At 38.1% G+C, this 19160-nt stretch carries 18 protein-coding genes; 4 read left to right on the top strand and 14 right to left on the bottom strand.

Annotation, left to right across the window (positions count from 1 at the left end; translation table 11 throughout):
• Positions 1–70: 70 nt before the first annotated feature.
• The 5 genes from bph to pfkB form a co-directional block, all read right to left on the bottom strand.
• Positions 71–604, bottom strand: a complete 534-nt coding sequence (bph, locus tag IGJ24_RS02205; protein WP_002355538.1) for a biofilm phosphatase Bph — start codon at positions 602–604, stop codon at positions 71–73.
• Between the two features lie 188 nt (positions 605–792).
• A complete protein-coding gene (gene lacD / locus IGJ24_RS02200; protein WP_129193932.1) occupies positions 793–1770 on the bottom strand; it encodes a tagatose-bisphosphate aldolase in 978 nt (325 codons plus the stop codon).
• On the bottom strand, positions 1767–2228 hold the full coding sequence (locus IGJ24_RS02195) for a fructose PTS transporter subunit IIA (RefSeq protein ID WP_002358680.1): 462 nt from the start codon (positions 2226–2228) through the stop codon (positions 1767–1769). Before IGJ24_RS02195 ends, lacD begins: the two co-directional genes overlap by 4 nt.
• A 26-nt stretch (positions 2229–2254) precedes the next feature.
• Positions 2255–3673, bottom strand: coding sequence for a PTS fructose transporter subunit IIC (locus tag IGJ24_RS02190; protein WP_002355535.1), 1419 nt, complete (start codon positions 3671–3673; stop codon positions 2255–2257).
• Between the two features lie 4 nt (positions 3674–3677).
• Positions 3678–4604, bottom strand: coding sequence for a 1-phosphofructokinase (gene pfkB / locus IGJ24_RS02185; RefSeq protein WP_002355534.1), 927 nt, complete (start codon positions 4602–4604; stop codon positions 3678–3680).
• Between the two features lie 178 nt (positions 4605–4782).
• Between pfkB and IGJ24_RS02180 the strand changes: the two genes are divergently transcribed.
• Complete coding sequence (locus tag IGJ24_RS02180; protein ID WP_002363162.1) at positions 4783–5529, top strand: MurR/RpiR family transcriptional regulator; 747 nt, start codon at positions 4783–4785, stop codon at positions 5527–5529.
• A 61-nt stretch (positions 5530–5590) separates the two neighbouring features.
• On the opposite strand, the gene trmB is transcribed toward IGJ24_RS02180, so the two are convergent.
• The 4 genes from trmB to IGJ24_RS02160 all read right to left on the bottom strand — a co-directional run bounded on the left by trmB (position 5591) and on the right by IGJ24_RS02160 (position 9166).
• A complete protein-coding gene (gene trmB, locus IGJ24_RS02175; protein WP_002371476.1) occupies positions 5591–6235 on the bottom strand; it encodes a tRNA (guanosine(46)-N7)-methyltransferase TrmB in 645 nt (214 codons plus the stop codon).
• Positions 6236–6307: 72 nt separating this feature from the next.
• Positions 6308–7087, bottom strand: a complete 780-nt coding sequence (locus IGJ24_RS02170; protein WP_002355531.1) for a phosphotransferase family protein — start codon at positions 7085–7087, stop codon at positions 6308–6310.
• Between the two features lie 128 nt (positions 7088–7215).
• Entirely contained in the window at positions 7216–8427 is a 1212-nt protein-coding gene (locus tag IGJ24_RS02165) for an ABC transporter permease (RefSeq protein WP_002371475.1), read from the bottom strand.
• A 1-nt stretch (position 8428) separates the two neighbouring features.
• Positions 8429–9166, bottom strand: a complete 738-nt coding sequence (locus IGJ24_RS02160) for an ABC transporter ATP-binding protein (protein ID WP_033627612.1) — start codon at positions 9164–9166, stop codon at positions 8429–8431.
• A gap of 215 nt (positions 9167–9381) precedes the next feature.
• On the opposite strand from IGJ24_RS02160, the gene IGJ24_RS02155 reads away from it, so the two are divergent.
• The 3 genes from IGJ24_RS02155 to IGJ24_RS02145 all read left to right on the top strand — a co-directional run bounded on the left by IGJ24_RS02155 (position 9382) and on the right by IGJ24_RS02145 (position 11344).
• A complete protein-coding gene (locus IGJ24_RS02155; RefSeq protein ID WP_002398134.1) occupies positions 9382–9807 on the top strand; it encodes an HIT family protein in 426 nt (141 codons plus the stop codon).
• Complete coding sequence (locus IGJ24_RS02150; protein WP_002398135.1) at positions 9808–10152, top strand: YtxH domain-containing protein; 345 nt, start codon at positions 9808–9810, stop codon at positions 10150–10152.
• Positions 10153–10315: 163 nt separating this feature from the next.
• Positions 10316–11344 (top strand): peptidylprolyl isomerase, encoded by a 1029-nt coding sequence (locus IGJ24_RS02145; protein WP_033594561.1) that lies wholly within the window; start codon positions 10316–10318, stop codon positions 11342–11344.
• A 39-nt stretch (positions 11345–11383) separates the two neighbouring features.
• Here the strand turns inward: IGJ24_RS02145 and IGJ24_RS02140 are convergent, their stop codons facing one another.
• From IGJ24_RS02140 to IGJ24_RS02120, 5 genes are all read right to left on the bottom strand, one after another.
• Positions 11384–12328: a 3'-5' exoribonuclease YhaM family protein gene (locus tag IGJ24_RS02140; protein ID WP_289865516.1), complete on the bottom strand. Its 945-nt coding sequence runs from the start codon at positions 12326–12328 to the stop codon at positions 11384–11386.
• Positions 12325–15036, bottom strand: coding sequence for an ATP-binding protein (locus IGJ24_RS02135; RefSeq protein WP_289865515.1), 2712 nt, complete (start codon positions 15034–15036; stop codon positions 12325–12327). Before IGJ24_RS02135 ends, IGJ24_RS02140 begins: the two co-directional genes overlap by 4 nt.
• Positions 15033–16268: a DNA repair exonuclease gene (locus IGJ24_RS02130; RefSeq protein WP_002375921.1), complete on the bottom strand. Its 1236-nt coding sequence runs from the start codon at positions 16266–16268 to the stop codon at positions 15033–15035. Before IGJ24_RS02130 ends, IGJ24_RS02135 begins: the two co-directional genes overlap by 4 nt.
• Before the next feature lie 155 nt (positions 16269–16423).
• Positions 16424–16765, bottom strand: coding sequence for a YlbF family regulator (locus tag IGJ24_RS02125; RefSeq protein ID WP_002355518.1), 342 nt, complete (start codon positions 16763–16765; stop codon positions 16424–16426).
• A 62-nt stretch (positions 16766–16827) separates the two neighbouring features.
• Positions 16828–19014, bottom strand: coding sequence for a PBP1A family penicillin-binding protein (locus tag IGJ24_RS02120; RefSeq protein WP_289865514.1), 2187 nt, complete (start codon positions 19012–19014; stop codon positions 16828–16830).
• Positions 19015–19160: the final 146 nt, after the last annotated feature.

Raw genomic sequence — 19160 nt, 5'->3', positions numbered from 1 at the left:
AATTTAGAGCTTGGAGCATTAGCCATTTTGGCTAATGCTCCAAGCTCCTTTTGTGGGCTGTTTACATCGGCTATTTTTTTGATAGCTGTTGATAACGTTGATACCAGATATCTACATATTCGGGCGAGAAGGGGCCTTTTTCGTTATTAATCCAATCCACTAAAGTCTTGACATTTTCTTTTAAAATGAAGTCAATATCTTCTGGATAATCCATTAGTTTGCTATGAAATTCATATTCATCAACGTCTAGTAAACGTTTTTCACCATCTGGAAAAACCTTGATATCTAAATCATAATCAATATACTTCAACGCTTCGTCATCTAAAACATATGGCGAAGCCAGATTGCAGTAATACGAAACCCCCTTTTCTCTAATCATTGCTATTATATTGAACCAATATTTCTTGTGAAAATAAACAATGGCTGGTTCACGAGTCACCCACCGACGTCCGTCGGATTCCGTTACTAACGTGTGATCGTTCACACCAATTAAAGAATACTCGCTCGTTTTTAGTACCATCGTATCACGCCACGTTCGATGTAAATGTCCGTCATGTTTATAACTCTGAATGGTTACAAACTCGCCTTCTTTAGGAATTCCCATAATACCCCAACTTTCCCCAAATAAAGTAAAGCACTGTTACTTTTTGGGTGTTCATACATCGATATCAAAATAATTATATCATATCTTTTGAGTTTGCGTACATTGAGTTCACTTAAAGAAGACGATTTCTGAAAAAATTTAATTCAGATGACCAAATAGTTTAAATTCAGTATATATTTTCAGCTTAATTACTGTATTTTTTCAAAGACTGATACTGCGCTCTCTCTTAAAACCTGATTCAATTCTTCAACATTTGTTTTACCAGTTGTTTCAAGCCACGCAACGGCTGCTTCAGCACCTTGTTGAACAAATGGAAGCACGCCGTCTGCCCAAGTTGCGCGACCACATAAGACTCCATTAAACGAGGAACCTGCTTTTTTTGCAAATTTCAATGTTTCCTGAAACATCGTAGCACTAACCCCTGCACTCAAGAAAATAAATGGAAGTTGTGTTGCTTCACTTTGCATGTTGAAAAAGGCCTGCGCTTCATCTTGGCTATAAAGACTTTCAGTGCCAAAACCTTCTACAAAATTCATGTTCACAGGGACTTCTACTTTTAAAACATCAACATTATAGCGATCCTTTGAAAATTCTTTCATCGCTTCAATTACTTTGTGCGGTTTTACTTTAGCGTATTCTTTTGAAGCACTATCCGAATTGTTTGCATCATAAGAGACAATTTCTAAAAAGAATGGAATTTCTTCGGCTAAACACTCTGAACCAATCCGTTCTATATAAGCTTTCTTTCGTTCATTGATTGCTTCACTTTCGTCAACATCGTAGTAAAGTAAAAATTTACACGCGTCTGCGCCAGCTTCTTTTAAACGCTTAACCGACCAAACATCAAGACTATCGGGGAACCGTCCTGGTGTCGAAGCATCGTAGCCCGTTTTTTCATACGCAAGTAACAAACCTGAAGTCTGTGCTCGATTTTCAGCAGCAGCTAGGCCATATTCTGGATCCAACAAAATTGCTGAAGTCTCTGGTGTTAAGCAACGAGATACTAATACTTTAAAGTCACTGATTTCTTGCGCAGTCACCTCTTTGTATTTTCCCATCATGCGTTTTAAGGCCCCACGTTGATCAATGGCTAGTGCTCCAATAATCCCTTGATCATCTACCAGATTTTCTAAATGTTTACGTTTTTGTTCACTAATTTTTTTCATTCTGTTCCCTCTCCTAATTGATTATTTAGTAACGTAGCAATTTCAGCTGGCGAACTTGCTTGTTTCAGTCCAGAAGTAACTTCTTCTCTTAATAGGAGGCGCGCAACGGAAGAGAGTAATTTCAAATGTGTCGTGCCAGCTTCGGCATCTGGAATAAACAGCGCAATCACAAACTCCGTTAATTGGTTGTCAAGGCTCTGCCACTCAACACCTTGGTCCAAGGTAACGATGATAATGGCCGCTTGTTGAATCGTTGCTGCTTTTGCATGAGGTATCGCAAATCCATTCATCATCCCCGTTGTTCCTTCTTGTTCTCGCTCGTTCAGTTTATCGAAAACTTCCTGTGCGTCCTGAGCAACTTCCAATTCTGTTGATTTTTTTGCTAAAAAGTGAAAAACATCCTCTTGCGTTTGTAACTGTTGATTTAAAAAAATATGATTTTCTTTAATAAAAGCCATTCCATCCACTCCTAATTCCTGTTATTTCATTTTTTTGATAACGATTGCTCTTGTTTGGCGATTCTACTTTTTTGTACAAAACCTAGCAATAAGCCACCTACCAATGAACCAGCTAAAATTGCCAAAACCCATTGAACAGCGTGAGTAACAACCGGTAAAACAAGAAATCCTCCATGAGGTGCTGGCACTTGTACCCCAAACATATACGTTAGGACTGCCGCAATTGAAGATCCGAGCATCATAATTGGTAAAACCTTCAAGGGGTCTTTTGCCGCAAACGGAATAGCGCCTTCTGTAATATGTGTGGAGCCTAAAATAAAGTTCACTAGCCCCGCATTGCGTTCATTTGTGTCAAAGTATTTTCCAAAGAATAATGTAGCAAAGCCTGTAATTAAAGGTGGCGCTATGCAGGCAGCAGAAACTCCTGCCATAAAAGAAGTATTTCCTTGAGCTAAGAGTGCCGTCCCAGTAACATAGGCCGCTTTATTAACTGGACCTCCCATATCAAAGGCACACATACAACCCACAATTATTCCTAAAACCAACGGACTGGAGTTTTGGAAACTAGCTAAAAAGCTCATCATTCCTTCGTTAACAGCTTTCATCGGATCTGCTAGTAAAGACATAGTGATACCAATAACTGCAACGCCAATGACTGGATAAAGGAAAATTGCTTTTAAACCATCTAATGATTTAGGCAAACCTTTAAATACTCTTTGTAATAAAAGAATGAAATACCCAGCAAGAAAACCAGATAATATCCCTCCTAAAAAGCCAGTGCCACCAGTGTTAGCAATCAAACCACCGACAAAGCCCACAACCAAACCAGGTCGTTTGGCAATCCCCTCTGCGATATACGCAGATAAGATTGGCACCATCATGCCCATTGAGGCATCACCAATACTTTTTAACATAGCAGCGGTAGCATTATACTGACTACTTTCTGGATCAAATGAATAAATGCCCCAAATAGCAAAAGAAAGAGCAATTAAAACGCCGCCTGCTACTACAAACGGCAACATGTGAGAGACGCCATTCATTAAGTTTTTATAAATACTATGTCCAACATTTCCTGAAGAAATCTGTGTTTCCTGTTCAAGTTCATCCACTGCTTGGTTTTCGGCCGCAATCGATCCTTTGCCTGCGAGCGCTTCTTCAATTAAGCGATCTGCTTCTTTAATACCAACGCTGACAGGGACATCAATGATTCGTTTCCCAGCAAAACGTTCTGCTTGAACGTCTTTGTCGGCGGCAATAATGACTGCCTCCGCTCCTTGGATTTCTGCAGGTGTTAACTCGTTTTCTATGCCAATCTGACCATGTGTTTCAACCTTAATCGTAATACCTTTACGTTTCGCAGCTTGTTCCAATGCCTCCTGTGCCATATACGTGTGCGCTATTCCCGTCGGACAACCTGTAGCAGCTATTAATTGATACGTAGCCATCTGTTTATTCCTCCTCTTGAATCTTTATTTGTTGCTCTAACTCCTGAACATCTGAAAAATCTGTCAATCCTTTGCGAAATGCTGTTGAACTACCTGCTGCAATACTTCTTTTTAAATTTTTTTCCAATGAAAGTCCTTGATGCCAGCCAGCTAAAAAGGTACCTAACATTGCATCCCCTGAACAAGCTGTATTCACAACCATTCCAGTTGGTGAATTACCTGAAAGAACCTTTTCATTGTTCATAAATAAAGCCCCTTCACTACCTAAAGAAAGTAAAATATTTTTGGCTCCCCGCTTCAGTAATTCTTGTCCGTAAAAAATGTAATCGTCCTTAGTCTGCACTTCTGTATGAAACCACTCTTGAAGTTCTTCTTCATTTGGTTTCAATAAAAATGGTTGATAAGGCAAACAATCTAAAATTTCTTCATAACTACTGTCTAAAATTAAGAACACCTGCTTTTCAAAACAAATTCGGCTAATTTCAATCAAAATACTTGGCGAAACCCCTTGTGGTAAACTTCCTGATACGCACAAATAATCCCCTTTACGTAACTCTGAAATTTTTTTCAAAAAACGTTGTACATGTTCTTCAGATAATTTTGGTCCTTTATTGACTAATTTGTATTCCTTTTGATCTTGGGTAACTTTTGTAAACACATTAATTCTCGTTGTACCAGCGACTTCGATAAAATCAGTGGTTATCTCTTTTTCTTTTAAATAATCCTCGACATAGTTCCCAGTGAAACCAGCTTTGACTCCCAAAGCGGTATTATCAATCCCTAACATCTTTAAAATTAGGGAAACATTGACTCCTTTCCCGTTTGCTTGAATATCATCTTCCTTCGTGCGATTCACGACAAAAGGAACTAGCTCTTCTGTTTCGATAAATAAATCAATGGCTAAATTTAATGTACATGTATAAATAGTCACTGTAGTTCCTCCTTTCTCCTCTTTATTATGTCTCAAAATACTATGTAAAGGTTTTCATTCTTTCGCAAAAATAGAGAAAACATTTACAATTTCATAATTTCTCTAGCTTTTTTATTTTTTTTCATTAAAAATAGGCTTATAAATGTTTTTTTAGTGAAAGAAAGAAGGGCTGGCCATTATGGAACAAAAATTGAGTGAGTCGGAGCAATATCTCTGGCATTTTATCGAAACACATATTTTAGAAATCCCTGATTATTCCATTGTAAAATTAAGCGAACGAGCCAACGTATCAACTGCGACGATTGTAAGAACTATGAAAAAGAAAGGCTATGAAGGTTTCACATCCTTCAAGCATCATTTGAAAGATAAAGAAAACCAAAATATAAATTTTTCAGCATTAGAAAAAGTAGACCGAGGAATTCGGACGGCCATTTTAAAGAATGAAGAAGAAGTAACTCGCACGATTAACATGATTGAAATTGGTAATATCGAAGATGCGATCCAAAAAATCAAAGCTTCTCGACGGATTATTATCTTTGCTAGAGGTTTTTCAGAATTAATTGCTCAGGAAATGATGGTTAAGTTTCAATTGGCTGGCAAATACTGTGAACTGCATACGGACCCAGAAATTATTAAAAATATTAGTAAAAAGTTATCAAAAAAAGATGTGGCTCTTTTTGTTTCTTTAAACGGAGAAACCCAAGAATTAGTTGTCGCTGGTAAAAACTGTTACGACTCAGAAATTGGGACTATCCTTTTAACTGCAAGCAAACACTCTAGTTTAATGAAATACATTGAAATTCCGTTCGTAGGCTTCAAATCAGAAGGCTCCTTTTTCCCCGATTATGAAGTGCGTTCACGGTTACCATTATCCATTCTGGCCAGAATTTTATTGGACGCCTATGCTTTAAGAACGACAACTTAGGCTTTCTTAAATAATAAAAAAACAAGCATTCCTTCACTTAAAATAAAGGAATGCTTGTTTTTTATTTTGCAACAAAACGTGCTTCTACTCGATAAATTCGTTGACCACGACTAGAAAATTTTTCTTCGTATTCTGTCATAATGTTGCCTTCAAACTCGCTATTATGCAAATCTAGCCACACACGTTCAATAATCATGCCATATTTAGAAAAGCTACTTAATGAGTATTCGAAGAGACCTTGATTATCCGTTTTAAAATGAATTTCTCCATTCGGTTTTAAAATAATCTCATCTGTCGCTAAAAAGTTTTTATACGTTAAACGACGTTTTTCATGTTTTTTCTTTGGCCAAGGATCTGAAAAATTTAAATAGATTAAATCTACTTCATTTTCAGCAAAATATTCTGTTAATGCTTCGCCGTCTACTCGCAATAATTGTAGATTAGGTAACGGATCGGCCACTAGCTTATCTAATGCAATCGATAAAATACTTAATTGCATATCGATACCAATATAATTAATTTCAGGATGTGCTTTAGCCATTTCATAAATAAAACGACCTTTACCTGAACCAATTTCAATGTGGATGGGATGATTATTGCCAAAACGTTCTTGCCATTTCCCTTGCCATTTTTCAGGACCTTCTACCACATATTGTGGATATTTTGCCATATATTCTGCTGCTCCGGGTCTATTTCTTACACGCATATTTAAAATTCCTTTCTTTTAAAAACAGACTGGTGAAATTCGCCAGCCTGTGTGGATGTTAAATGAATTAGTTTAACTACTAAACATTCGTTTTAATTGTAAAATTTCTGCAGTCATTGCTCTTCTTTCGCCCTCTTGGTGATGACGAACAATCTCTTGTAAAAAGCTAAATAAACCATACCAATAAATTCGTTGAACCGTACTTTCATTAGGAATTAAACCATAAGATAGTAACCATTGATTCCAACCGGAACGAGGCACATAATGACTCAAAATCATTCCTAAATCTACCGCTGGGTCCGCGACCATCACAGAATCCCAATCTACTAAATAGAGATAATTATTCGAGACTAACCAATTCCGATGATTCACATCGCCGTGGACAGCCACATAGCTAGTTTCTGGATATTCTGGTAAATGATTATATAAATAAGTGATTACTTCTTTTAAATAACTGTTTCGTTTTAATTCTTTAGGTAGTTGACGCTTATACTCTTTCAACATTGTTAGCGGGGTACAAACTTCGCCACCAATTTTTTTCAACATGTCTTTCAGCAAATTGGAATGATGCAATTGGTATAACACGTCAATCACGTCATTGCGTTTGCCAATTTCGTCCGCATGTAATAAACGTCCTTCCAGCCATTCTTGGGCTGTTAGTACGTCGCCATTCGCTGTCCGCTTTGTCCAAATCATCTTCGGGGCTAACCCTTCTTTAGACAATGCTGCAAGAAGTGGAGAAGTGTTTCGTTTAATGAACACTTTCTCTGTTTCTTTTATTCCCATGTATGTTTGACCAGTTGCGCCCTTTATCGGCTGCAGACGCCAGTCTTTATCCAACTGAAATTCCATGGAAATTATCTCCTATCTCAACACAATTTTATTGCAATTTTTACAGCAATTACCATTTTAGTCGCCAAACCTTGCTTCGTCAAGCTTCTATGTGGTTCTTTTGTAAATTTTGCTGGGTTTTCTCATCTTTATAACTTATTCAAGCGCATTGGAACATACATTTTAGTGAAAATCACAACTTCTACAATTAAGGCACCCAGAATGATCAAGCTATTTTGCAAACTGCCTAAACGAAGGCAGACAATCCCACCAAAAATAATGGCCGCAACAGATAATGCGCCGCTAATTAACCGGCGAATCGCTGCTTGTTTTTTTTCTATTGAAATTGGATATAACTGTGTCATCACCATATAATCAAATTGCGTGTACATGGGAATCAACTGGAACCCGATTAAATAGACAAACAATAAAGCAACTACCAACGCAATCCAGAATTCTTGTAAAAAGAAGAGTAGCACGCCACCAACCAAAATCAAACGAAACAATAAGCCGCTATATTCGCTACCTCGTAAAAAGCTCCGAATGAATAAGTAAGCATACGTGTTCTCAGATGTTTTTTTGACTACTCCGAGGAGAGGATCTAAGTATTTACGGCGTTTCACTGTACTACTCACTTCAGGAATATCTGTAAACAGCTGAATGAATTTATAAATTCTATGCATTCTGTTTTGTTCTTTTTGGATCATTTTTTCCCAATCCAAGAAACTCTGTTTCATCTTATTTTGCCAAATACTCGATAAACAAACGGCCAGAATGATGCCACCAATCACACCAACCCAAGGCGTCCAGTAAATAGCTCCCGTCATAATCAAGAGACTACTGATCAACCAAACAAACCACCAACTACGGTAAGTGGTTGACGAAAGATGATAGAGCCCATAGCTTTGTAAACTAAGATGTGTATAAATCATACAAACTAGCATGACCAAAAATAAAAAGAAGGTTTGAAACGACCAACCTGTTGTGACTACAATCAACGGCATCAATAGGCCACTTCCTAGAAAGCTGACTACAATCGGTAAAAGTAAAGAGTAGCGCAGCGCTCGTTTCAGATAAGCAGCGAATTGTTTTTCTTTTGGTAATAAAAACACCTTGTCTGGCTCTTCTGTCAGAGTAGCCAACTTACCAACTTGAATGAGTAGCAGCCAGCCCAATAGAATTAACGGTCTGCCCCAAACAAAATCACGAGGTAATTCTTTTAACAACTGGGAATAGTACAGACCTAATCCGCCTAATAAAAACATACAGACTAAAACAAAATGATCATTTAAAATATAGCGCAAGTACTTGGACATTTTTTTGAAATGCCGTGACAAACGTTGACTAAAAAATTCGCCCATGTTACCCCACCTTTTCTTCCTTCGTCAAGGCAAGATAAATATCATCTAAAGAAGACTCTGGTAAATTAAATTCTGCACGTAATTCAGCCATTGTACCGTTTGCCCGTAATTTCCCTTCGTGTAGCACCACAAAACGATCACAATATTTTTCAGCTGTTGCTAAAATATGCGTGGACATTAAAATCGCTGCCCCTTGCTTACGCATCGTATCCATTAATTCTAATAAAGCATGAATTGCTAAAGGATCTAAGCCTAGAAAAGGTTCATCAATAATATATAAACTCGGTTCAATTAAGAATGCACAAAGTACCATGACTTTTTGTTTCATGCCTTTTGAAAAATTAGCAGGAAACCATTCCAATTTATTGTCTAAGCGGAACGTTTTTAGTAATGGTTCCGCTCGTTTGAATGCTTCTTCTAATGAAATATCATAAGCCAAGGCCGTTACTTCGATATGCTCTTTCAATGTTAATTCTTCATATAAAGAAGGTGTTTCCGGAATATAGCCGATTTTTTTACGATATTCTTCAGGGGCTTGCTGCAATGTTTCCCCGTCAATCATAATTTTGCCTTTTTGCGGCGTAAGTAACCCAATAATATTTTTGATGGTGGTACTTTTCCCCGCACCATTCAAGCCGATCAAACCAACCATTTCACCAGACTTGACGTCAAAATTAATATCTTTTAAGACAGGAATATGGCCGTAACCTCCTGTTAAATGTTCAATTGTTAAGCTCATTTCTTTTGCCTCCAACCTTTTCTCTCTACCATTATTAAACCCTAAGCGAACCAAGAATTCAAAAATTACTCCCTTAATTAAATGGATTTTTTTCTTTCTCTTATTATACACGAAATGAAACGAACTTTTTAGCGAACTCACGTACTTTTTCATCCACAGAGAAATCAACTTGTGGTAAAGTAAAGGAAAGAACCTAGAGAAAAGAGGAATTTTTCATGAATGATTGTATTTTTTGTAAAATTATCAACGGCGAAATCCCAAGTTATAAAGTCTATGAAGACGAGAAAGTCTACGCGTTTTTAGACATCACACAAGTGACCAAAGGACATACCTTAATGATTCCAAAACAACACGTTGCTGATATTTTTGAATATAATGACCTTTTAGCAAGTGACGTCTTTGCTCGTATTCCTAAAGTAGCACGAGCATTAGAAAAAGCTTTTCCAGAAATGGAAGGATTAAACATTTTAAATAACAATAAGGAAGTGGCTTATCAATCCGTTTTCCATTCCCACGTTCATTTGATTCCCCGTTATTCAAAAGAAGATGATTTCTCTATTCATTTTGGCAACCATCAAGAGGACTATTCCGCCGAAGCGATGCAAGAAATTGCTGAGACCATTGCAAAGCAGGTGAACTAAATGAAAAAATTTATTAAAGGCCTCTTTTTTGGCGCAGCTGCCGGTACCATTGGCGGTTTGTTGGCTGCTCCAAGAAGCGGGAAAGAAACACGTCAGCATTTAATCAATGAGCTAGAGGACTATCGTTCACTGAAAAATCAAGTCACGAATGACTGGGATCAGGTGCAACGAAACTTGGGAGTTGTCGAAGAAAACGTTCCACTGGCAACTGAATTTTCAAAAGACCTGCAACAAGAAATCACTGATTTCAAATTTCAAGCGGAACCTCGGATTGCTCAAATTAAAGAACAAATTGCCAAAATTACAGCTGAATTACCTGACACACAAACCAACAAGCAAAAGTAAAGTCTTTGATGTTAATTATTTCTTTTGTTATTAAAAAAATAAAAAGTGTGACGTAAATACGAATTTTGTTTGAAACTATGCCTGAGACTCTTTCTTTTTCAAAATGAGGTATGGTATAGTTATAACAGAAATAAAACTAAAAAAAACAGGAGTGCATAAGAGAATGAAGAAAAAACTAATCTTAGCTGCAGCGGGCGCAATGGCCGTTTTTAGTTTAGCAGCGTGTTCAAGCGGTTCAAAAGATATCGCAACAATGAAAGGTTCAACAATTACTGTTGATGATTTTTATAACCAAATTAAAGAACAAAGTACGAGCCAACAAGCGTTTAGCCAAATGGTTATTTATAAAGTCTTTGAAGAAAAATATGGCGACAAAGTAACTGACAAAGCCATTCAAAAGAAATTTGATGACGCTAAAAAACAAGTGGAAGCGCAAGGCGGAAAATTCTCTGATGCACTAACACAAGCTGGTTTAACTGAAAAATCATTCAAGAAACAATTAAAACAAGCCGAAGCAATGCAAGTAGGTTTGAAAGATCATTTGAAAATTACAGATGAAGACTTAAAAACAGCTTGGGCAAGCTTCCATCCAGAAGTAGAAGCACAAATTATCCAAGTTGCTTCAGAAGATGATGCAAAAGCTGTCAAGAAAGAAATCACTGACGGCGGCGATTTCGCAAAAATTGCCAAAGACAAATCAACCGATGCTGCAACGAAAAAAGACGGCGGTAAAATTAAATTTGATTCACAATCAACAACTGTTCCTGCCGAAGTTAAAGAAGCAGCCTTCAAACTAAAAGATGGCGAAGTATCAGAACCAATTGCTGCAACAAACGCACAAACGTACCAAACAACTTACTATGTAGTGAAAATGACGAAAAACAAAGCAAAAGGCAATGACATGAAACCTTATGAAAAAGAGATCAAGAAAATTGCTGAAGAGACAAAATTAGCCGATCAAACATTCCAAGCAAAAGTTATTAGTGACGAATTAAAAGCGGCCAATGTGAAAATTAAAGATGATGCCTTCAAGAATGCTTTAGCAGGCTACATGCAAACTGAATCTTCAAGCGCTTCTTCAGAGAAAAAAGAATCAAAATCAAGTGATTCTAAAACAAGTGATACCAAAACAAGCGACTCTGAAAAAGCAACAGATTCTTCAAGTAAAACAACAGAATCTTCTTCTAAATAAACATACAAAAGGGAGTGGTCAATTGACCACCCCCTTTTTTTATTTATCTTTTGGCACATAGAAACTGCGGTTATCTAAACCAAAGATTCGTTCCGTATACTCCCCAGGCTGTGTTTGACGAATTGCCCCTAGCATCATTTGAATGGACGCATCCATGGTATCAATTTGATGTAAGATTTCCGCTTCCATAATTCTTGGTCGCACAGGTGAGCCATATTCCAACAATCCATGGTGGGCTAAGACCATGTGCCGAAGAACGACAACGTCTTCTTCTCGATCATCAATTTTCAAAGCCAAACACGCCTTGGTAATTTCCTCATCCACCAAAACTAAATGACCAATTAAGTTCCCTGCCACCGTATATTCTGTCGTAATAGCACCAGATAGTTCTAAAACTTTTCCTAAGTCATGTAAAATAATCCCCGCGTATAATAGTGACGTGTTAATTTCAGTATATTCCTTAGTAATTGCTTTGCCTAGGCGCAACATTGAGACAGTGTGGTAAGCTAAGCCATTCGCAAAAGCATGATGGTTCCGTTTGGCTGCAGGAAATTCATAAAATTCTTGTTGGTATTTCGTCATGAGATAGCGCACAATACGATTCCAATGAGCATTGGTAATCTCAAAAATCACTTGATTGATTTCCTCGACCATCTCTTCTTTTTTCAAAGGCGCTCGTTCCATATATAAACTTGGCTGGCTTGGTTCCTCTGCTGTCGCTAAACGCATGTGTAAAATTTTTACTTGGGGTTTGTTTTGATAAACTTCTCGTTTCCCATTCAGTAAAACAACGTTTCCCGCAGTAAATCGTGTAATTTCATCCTCAGAGGCGTCCCAATATTTTCCGTCAATCGTGCCAGATGTGTCTTGAAAGGTAAAGGCAATAAACTTTTTTCCATTTTTAGCTACACGCACATCGGCATTTTTAATTAGAACAAATGATTCAAAAAGTTCTTCTACTGTTAATTCACGTAATTTTTTCACTTGACGCTTCCTCCTTCTAACGCAATTACTCTTTGTTGTAAGTCCTGATAATAGCTTACCATTTCTTGGTCAGAAGAAAAACAAATGACTTGCTGTTTTTGACCAAACTTAGTAAATAATTCAGCTAATTGGGCTTTTCTTTGATGATCATAGTGTAACCAGCCATCATCAATGATAATTGGACAAATCAGTTGCTCGCCTTGGACTGCTAAAAAGGCAAAACGAACAGCCATCATCAATTGATCTTTAGTGCCAGTTGATAATTCATGTAAATAAAACATTTCTTGTTCTTTCGTCACCGCAACTAGTTGACCTTCGGCTACTTGGATTGATTGATAACGCTGATTTGTTAAAAGTGCAAAGTAGCTTGATGCATACTGTAATAAGCTGGGCAATTGTTGTTCTGAAAGCTCTGTTAATAGGTCCATTAACAGTTGCCCCGCCAGTTGATACCCAGACCAACGTTGAGCTAGTTCTTTGATTTCCGCTTTTAAAATTGCTTGGCGTTGATACAACTCATCTAAGGTACCATCCGTCATTAATTGTTGTTTTTCATAAATCAGCGCTTGATACTGTTCTTGTATTTTATCTAACTGGCTTTCTTCCAGTGCTTGTTGCTGCGCCAGTTGTAAAGAACGGTCTTTTAACGTTGCTTCTGTTACTGCTTCTGGAAACAGATTACCTAATTGCGTCGCTAATTCTTGCCCACGACCAACTTGGGCTTGCTGAGTGGTCAGCTGTTGAATCCTCATTGGAACATCAGCGATTGATAGAATCCGATAACGAATCAGTAAAGGCTGAATTCGTGTTAACGCTTCTTGCTGTTTAGTTTTCAACTCTCGTAACTGCTGTTTGAGATAGCCATCTGCTTGATACTCCTGAGCAAAGCGAACTTTCTCCATTTCTTCAGCAAATCCTTCTAAAAAGTGTAACTTTTCGGAAAGGCTCTTTCCTTGTAAGGGTAAATGCGTCATCAATGGGAAAACTTGTTCTTCAAATACTTGGCGTTTTTGTTGATTTTCCTTCAATTGACTCATGAGTTCTTCATTTGTTTGAACAAGCAATAAATAGCGCGTAATCAATTCCCGCTGATTCATTAAAGTATCAATTTGATTCATTTTTCCTAATTGATGGAGTTGGGCTTGCTCCGCTACTGCTTGTTCAAGTTGTTCCACTTGCAGTTGTGCCTCACGTTCTTGATTCAGCGCTTGTTGGAACTGTTCATTTAGATAATCTAGTTGCGAAAGTTTCGTCTGCCATTCTTCTTTCACTTCATCAGAGGACGCTTCTTTTCTAGTGGGGTAGCCAATCACTTCTTTTGCGATAAGACTAACTCCCACGAGAACTAGGCCCCATTTTAAAGGGCTCGGCAAAAAGAAACCCAGTAATGTAAGGAGACTTCCTGACAATAACCATAGTGGCTGACTTGTTTTCTGCGCTTTTTGAGCACGTGTCGCTTCACCAAAAAATGCAGCATGCGCTTTTTCAAAATCCGTTAACTGGGCTTCCAAATTTTCAATTTGAGAAGCCAAGAATGCTTTTTGTTCTTGGCCCTTTTGAAGAGCTTGCGTATACGCAACTTGTTGTTGGCGCCACTTTTGAACGGTTTCGTTGTCATAAAAAAGCTGTGGTGGTCGTTCAGGCGACCATGACCATTCGTTCTCTAAAAGGACCATTTCTTGACGATTTTGATCAAAGGTTTGGGTCATCCATTCCGATTCCGTCATCAATTGTTGCATATCATAGCGTTGATTCAACAATTGTTGAATTAATGCTTCTTGTTCTAGGTAAAAAGCATAGCCTTCTGGAACATCGAGCGCTTCTGACTGAAGAGATAACTCTTTGGTCAAACGTTGTCGTTCTTTATCTAGGTACATATATTCTTGAAAGGTTTCTTCTAATTGAACTTGGTCTTCTTTTACTAAAACAACGTTCTCTGTTTCTTCAGGTAGCGACTGCCATTCTTCGTACAAGGGAAAGTGACGTTGCTGTTCCGCAACCTGTAACAAGTCCTGTTGCGTTTCTTTTAATTGCTGTTGCAGTGTCACTCGCTGTTGTTCTGTTTCGCGAATCGTTTCTTCTAATTGTTGAAAAGTTTGTTGCTGCGCTTCTTTCTCTTGAATTTGCTCTTTTAGTTCTTGATAAGCCGCCAACTTCTGATTGAGTAATGGCTGCTGTCCTTTACCTTTAAAGATTTTTTGTGCTTCTTTAAAGTACACATTTCGGTAAGTCAAAAGTTGTTGACTACCAGAAACACCAATGGCTAACAAGGATGTTTGCAGTTCCTCTTCTGTTAACTTGTCACTCGTAATTAATTGTTCTTGTTGGAAAGTAAAAACCTCTTGAAATAACTTTTTCGTTAGCGGATGTAACATTTGCTGTAAGGTTTTTTCATCCCCCATTTGTTGTTGATAATAAATGATTGCTTGCCCTTTATTTTTTTCTTTAAAACGCTCGACTTGAACTTCTCCAAACACAGGATGTGCCAACCACAAACGACCACCATACGAACCACCATTTTTAGGTGCGTAATCGCGTTTTCTTTTGCCCTTTGTGGGAAAACCAAACAGCATTGCTTGAATGAATTGATACAATGTGGACTTGCCAACTTCATTTGCGCCGTACAGCAATTGATTACCAGATTCAAATGTAATTTTCTGTTGTTGCCATTTTCCAAAGCCCACAATCTCTACTGCAAGTAATTTCATAGTGGGTCCTCCTGAATAGTAAAGTCTTCATTAATTTGCTCATGTGCTAGGCGCAAGCTCTCTAATCGCCACTGCTCATCCATTGAAAAAATTCCAGCAAATTCTGGATAACGTAACAATTCCTTGGTGGTATCTTCAAAAATAACTGGATCTAAGTATGTTTTTTCTAATGCCGTTAACAAGTTAGGACTAGCGGCTAAATAGATCGGTTCTTTTGTTGGTTCCTCTGCTTGCAATAGTAGGCGATAAACAAAAAAATCACCTTGCGTTTTTTGTAAAAGCTGCTGCTGTAAGTAGCTTAATAGTTCACCATTGACAATGGCTTGCACCACGGTCACATCCAAATGTTGCGTTTCTTTCAGTGTCAACGCCATCAATTGCTGTTGCTGATGCGCATGCCACTTCGTCAGCAAACTGGTTTCAAGATAAGACAAAACGCTTTGGGTGTCACGGCATTGCGCAAGAGATACTTCTTCATTCGTCCAATCTATTTCTGCGACTTTTTCAAATTGAACAGTCGCTTGATTTTGGGAAAGTGTGACCACTGCAACCCCTTGTAAAGACTGTTCTTTTTTCGTGTGCCCTTGAGGTGTTCCAGGATAAACAATTAGCGGTTGTTCACTAACAATTTGTGGCTGATGAATATGGCCCAATGCCCAATAATTATAACCAGTGGCTTTTAAATCCTTCCATGTAAACGGAGCATAATTTTGTTGCGCTTTCCGACTGGTGTCTCCATGATAAATCCCAATATGAATGTCAGATTCTGCTTGTTTGATAGGAAATTCTAGTGCTTTATTTTCATCAATCCAGGGATGCTCATAACTAAACCCTGAAACAGCCACTTGTTCGCCCGCTTTCGTTTCAAAATACAGTGTCTCAACCATTTCTTTTTCAAATAAAAAGACATTGTCTGGAAAAGAAAACCAATAGCGGTCTTTTTTATAGTAATCATGATTCCCAAATGTTAGAATCACAGGGATTTCTGCTTGTTTCAACTGTTCTAATGCGGCCATCAATTGGGCTTGCATTGAAATAGAGGTCTGACTTTGATGAAACGTATCTCCTGCAAAAATAACCAAGTCCACCGCTTCTCGAATGGCAACTGTTACGATGTTCATTAACAATTGTTGATTAGCTTCTCTTAAGCGCTTCGCTAAGGCTGTCGGGATCCCAGTTAACCCTTCAAAAGACCGATCCATGTGTAAATCAGCTGTATGCAATAGTTTCATCGTTTCCCCTCCTTTTCTCCTTCCTTTATCATATCATTTTCTGCCAGCTTGGTCAGTAAAAACATACGAAAATTTGTTCGTTTTTTTATTTTCAGTAAAAGAAAAACTCTGACAAATTGTCTTATAGACAACTTGTCAGAGTTCAATTACGTAAATTAATCGTTATACATATCACGCACAGGAGTCATGATAATTCGGTTTAAATCATTGACAACTAAGCTAAACGCTTGTTCTTTTTGCATTAATTCGTTGATAACTGCTGTTTCTTGCACTTTCGTTGCAATGCTTTGTGCTTTTTCAGCATCTTCATCTGTGAATTCTTCGCCGCGCATTTGTTTTTCTTGTAGTCCTTGCTGGAATCCTTGGAATTCTTTAAACAATGTGTAAGCTGCTTCGTCTGCTTTTACTTCTTCATACGCTGCTTGTAATGCTTTAAATTCGTCTAACTCACGTAGTTCACGTTCAATCTGATTGGCTGTATCATAAATGTTACTCAATGGAATCCCTCTTTTCTCAATAGTTTCATCTTTATTGTACCATTTCTCTTAGGTTTTCCCAACTAATTTCCTAATAAGCCTCCGAAAATTCCTTCAATCTTGTCTTTGACTTTTTTCGCGCCGTCTTTAATTTGTCCCCCAACTTCATTCAATGTATCTCCGAAATTGCTAGCGCCATCTTGAACAGAGTTTCCAAAGTCTTTTAAGTTATCCCGCCAATTAGAATTGGCACCACCGGTTAAACTATCGTTGCTATCAACAACTTTCCCACCTGTGGCATAAGCATCCGCGACAGGAAATTGTGCTTGTTTAACTTCAGGCAAGATGCCACTGGCTTGACTGTTGAACACCTGAGAGGCATATGTGGCGCTACTACCTTCCAGATAATGGGTTTTACTGGTTTCTTGGAAGCCTAGCCAAGTAGCAATGACAACTTCTGGTGTATAACCAATCACCCACTGATCGTTCGTTTTACTACTATCGAAGTTGGTTTCTGTCGTACCTGTTTTACCAGCCATTACATAGCCTCCCGGTTGTGCGTTGACCCCGCTCCCAGAACTAAAGACCCCTAGTAACATACTTGTAATCCCATCTGCAACATCTTTGGTAATGACTTGCTCTTTCTTGACTTTCGTATTATCAACTACAATTGCGCCAGTTGAGTCGACGATTTTTGTAATTAAATGCGTTTCAGTTTTATAGCCTTCATTGGCAAAGGCACTATAAGCTCCCGCCATGGTTAGTGGCGAAACACCCGTTTGTAATCCCCCAAGTGCTAAACCATAATATCGATCTTTTTCTGATAACGGAATGCCAAATTTCTCTGTTTTTTCATAGCCTTTATCTAAACCAATTTGATGTAATAACCACACCGCTGGTAAATTTAAGCTTTCTCCTAAGGCTTGGTACATAGGAACTTCTCCACTGTACGTGCGGCTATAGTTTTGTGCTGGATAATAATCTTGTGGTTTATCTTCTAAAATAGAGTCTGGTTTATAGCCAGCCTCTAAAGCTGGTGTATAGACTGAAATTGGTTTTAAGGACGAGCCTGGTGAACGTTTTGTTTGCGTTGCAAAGTTAAAGCCTCGATAAACGTGTTCCCCTCGACCGCCCACCAGTGCTTGCACGCCGCCGGTTTTCGGATCAATGGCTACAGAACCACTCTGAACCATGGCACCATCTTCTGCATTGGGTGGAAATAGTGCATCATTTTTATAAGTTGCATCCATCGCATCTTGATACCCCTGATTTAAAGAAGTGTAAATCTTGTAGCCTTTATTTAAAATATCTTCTTCTTTAAATTTATAACGATTGACTGCTTCATCAATTACCGCATCAAAATAATATGGATATTTGTAACTATTTTCGTCGCCAACATAGGTGTCATTTAATAGACTCGCTAAGTTAACACTCGCTTCTTGATTGGCTTCTTCTTGAGATAGTTTTTTATTGTCGACCATTAGTTGTAAAACGGTATTCCGTCGCGCTGTGGCATTGTCAATGTAATCAATTGGGTTATAAATTCCTGGCCCTTTTAACATGCCCGCTAGCGTTGCGGCTTCCCCCACTGTAACTTGGGACGCATCCACGCCAAAGTATTTACGAGCTGCATCTTGCACGCCCCAGACACCATTACCAAAATAAGAATTATTTAAATACATTGCTAAGATATCTTTTTTCGAATATTTCTTTTCGATTTCAATCGCTAAGAATAATTCTCTGGCTTTCCTATCTAGCGTTTGCTCTTGCGTTAAGTAAGCATTTTTGGCTAATTGCTGCGTAATTGTACTTCCGCCACCACCGCCACCGATTTTCCCGAAGGTCAATTTTCCAACAACCGCACGGGCAATCCCTTTAATGGAATACCCTTTATGTTGATAAAACGCGCGATCTTCAGTTGAAATAACCGCATCTTGAATATAAGGAGAAATATTATCCAGTTCCATAAAAGTCCCTTTTTGCCCGAATAATTTTCCAACTTCCTCTCCTGACTCATCATAAACGCGTGTTGATTCACTTAGCCCCGATTTTAGGGTCTCAACGTTTGCGGACTTGGCTAAGTAAAATAAATAAATACTGGCACCTAAAGCGACTACCAAACCAATTAACAAGAAAATTTTATTGATTTGATACTTTTTCCAAATCCGCTTTCTGGCTTGATGGAATTGTATTAAATAAGGCTTTATCCACGTCCAAAAATGACGTAATCCGACACCGACTTTACTAAAAAATTGTTTAAGATTGTCCATAGTACTCCCTCTGTTTACGTTTCTTGGCTAAGTCTACCATATTCTTGTGGGTACGACCTAGGTCTAAAGCATGAAAAATTCTTGAAAAACAATTTCAATGGTCTTTTCGCTGTAGCAAAGGAAATATGGCCTTCACTAGAGGTAAA

It is taken from the genome of Enterococcus sp. DIV0546 (genome assembly GCF_051712785.1).
Classification (GTDB): domain Bacteria; phylum Bacillota; class Bacilli; order Lactobacillales; family Enterococcaceae; genus Enterococcus; species Enterococcus faecalis.
The sequence above is the reverse complement of the archived record's forward strand: the minus strand, read 5'-3'. Positions and strand labels throughout refer to the sequence as shown.

Excerpts from the sequence above, each read along its gene's own strand:
- bph (WP_002355538.1), bottom strand. The coding sequence starts at position 604 with ATGGGAATTCCTAAAGAAGGCGAGTTTGTAACCATTCAGAGTTATAAA.
- lacD (WP_129193932.1), bottom strand. The coding sequence starts at position 1,770 with ATGAAAAAAATTAGTGAACAAAAACGTAAACATTTAGAAAATCTGGTA.
- IGJ24_RS02195 (WP_002358680.1), bottom strand. The coding sequence starts at position 2,228 with ATGGCTTTTATTAAAGAAAATCATATTTTTTTAAATCAACAGTTACAA.
- IGJ24_RS02190 (WP_002355535.1), bottom strand. The coding sequence starts at position 3,673 with ATGGCTACGTATCAATTAATAGCTGCTACAGGTTGTCCGACGGGAATA.
- IGJ24_RS02180 (WP_002363162.1), top strand. The coding sequence starts at position 4,783 with ATGGAACAAAAATTGAGTGAGTCGGAGCAATATCTCTGGCATTTTATC.
- trmB (WP_002371476.1), bottom strand. The coding sequence starts at position 6,235 with ATGCGTGTAAGAAATAGACCCGGAGCAGCAGAATATATGGCAAAATAT.
- IGJ24_RS02170 (WP_002355531.1), bottom strand. The coding sequence starts at position 7,087 with ATGGAATTTCAGTTGGATAAAGACTGGCGTCTGCAGCCGATAAAGGGC.
- IGJ24_RS02165 (WP_002371475.1), bottom strand. The coding sequence starts at position 8,427 with ATGGGCGAATTTTTTAGTCAACGTTTGTCACGGCATTTCAAAAAAATG.
- IGJ24_RS02160 (WP_033627612.1), bottom strand. The coding sequence starts at position 9,166 with ATGAGCTTAACAATTGAACATTTAACAGGAGGTTACGGCCATATTCCT.
- IGJ24_RS02155 (WP_002398134.1), top strand. The coding sequence starts at position 9,382 with ATGAATGATTGTATTTTTTGTAAAATTATCAACGGCGAAATCCCAAGT.
- IGJ24_RS02150 (WP_002398135.1), top strand. The coding sequence starts at position 9,808 with ATGAAAAAATTTATTAAAGGCCTCTTTTTTGGCGCAGCTGCCGGTACC.
- IGJ24_RS02145 (WP_033594561.1), top strand. The coding sequence starts at position 10,316 with ATGAAGAAAAAACTAATCTTAGCTGCAGCGGGCGCAATGGCCGTTTTT.
- IGJ24_RS02135 (WP_289865515.1), bottom strand. The coding sequence starts at position 15,036 with ATGAAATTACTTGCAGTAGAGATTGTGGGCTTTGGAAAATGGCAACAA.
- IGJ24_RS02130 (WP_002375921.1), bottom strand. The coding sequence starts at position 16,268 with ATGAAACTATTGCATACAGCTGATTTACACATGGATCGGTCTTTTGAA.
- IGJ24_RS02120 (WP_289865514.1), bottom strand. The coding sequence starts at position 19,014 with ATGGACAATCTTAAACAATTTTTTAGTAAAGTCGGTGTCGGATTACGT.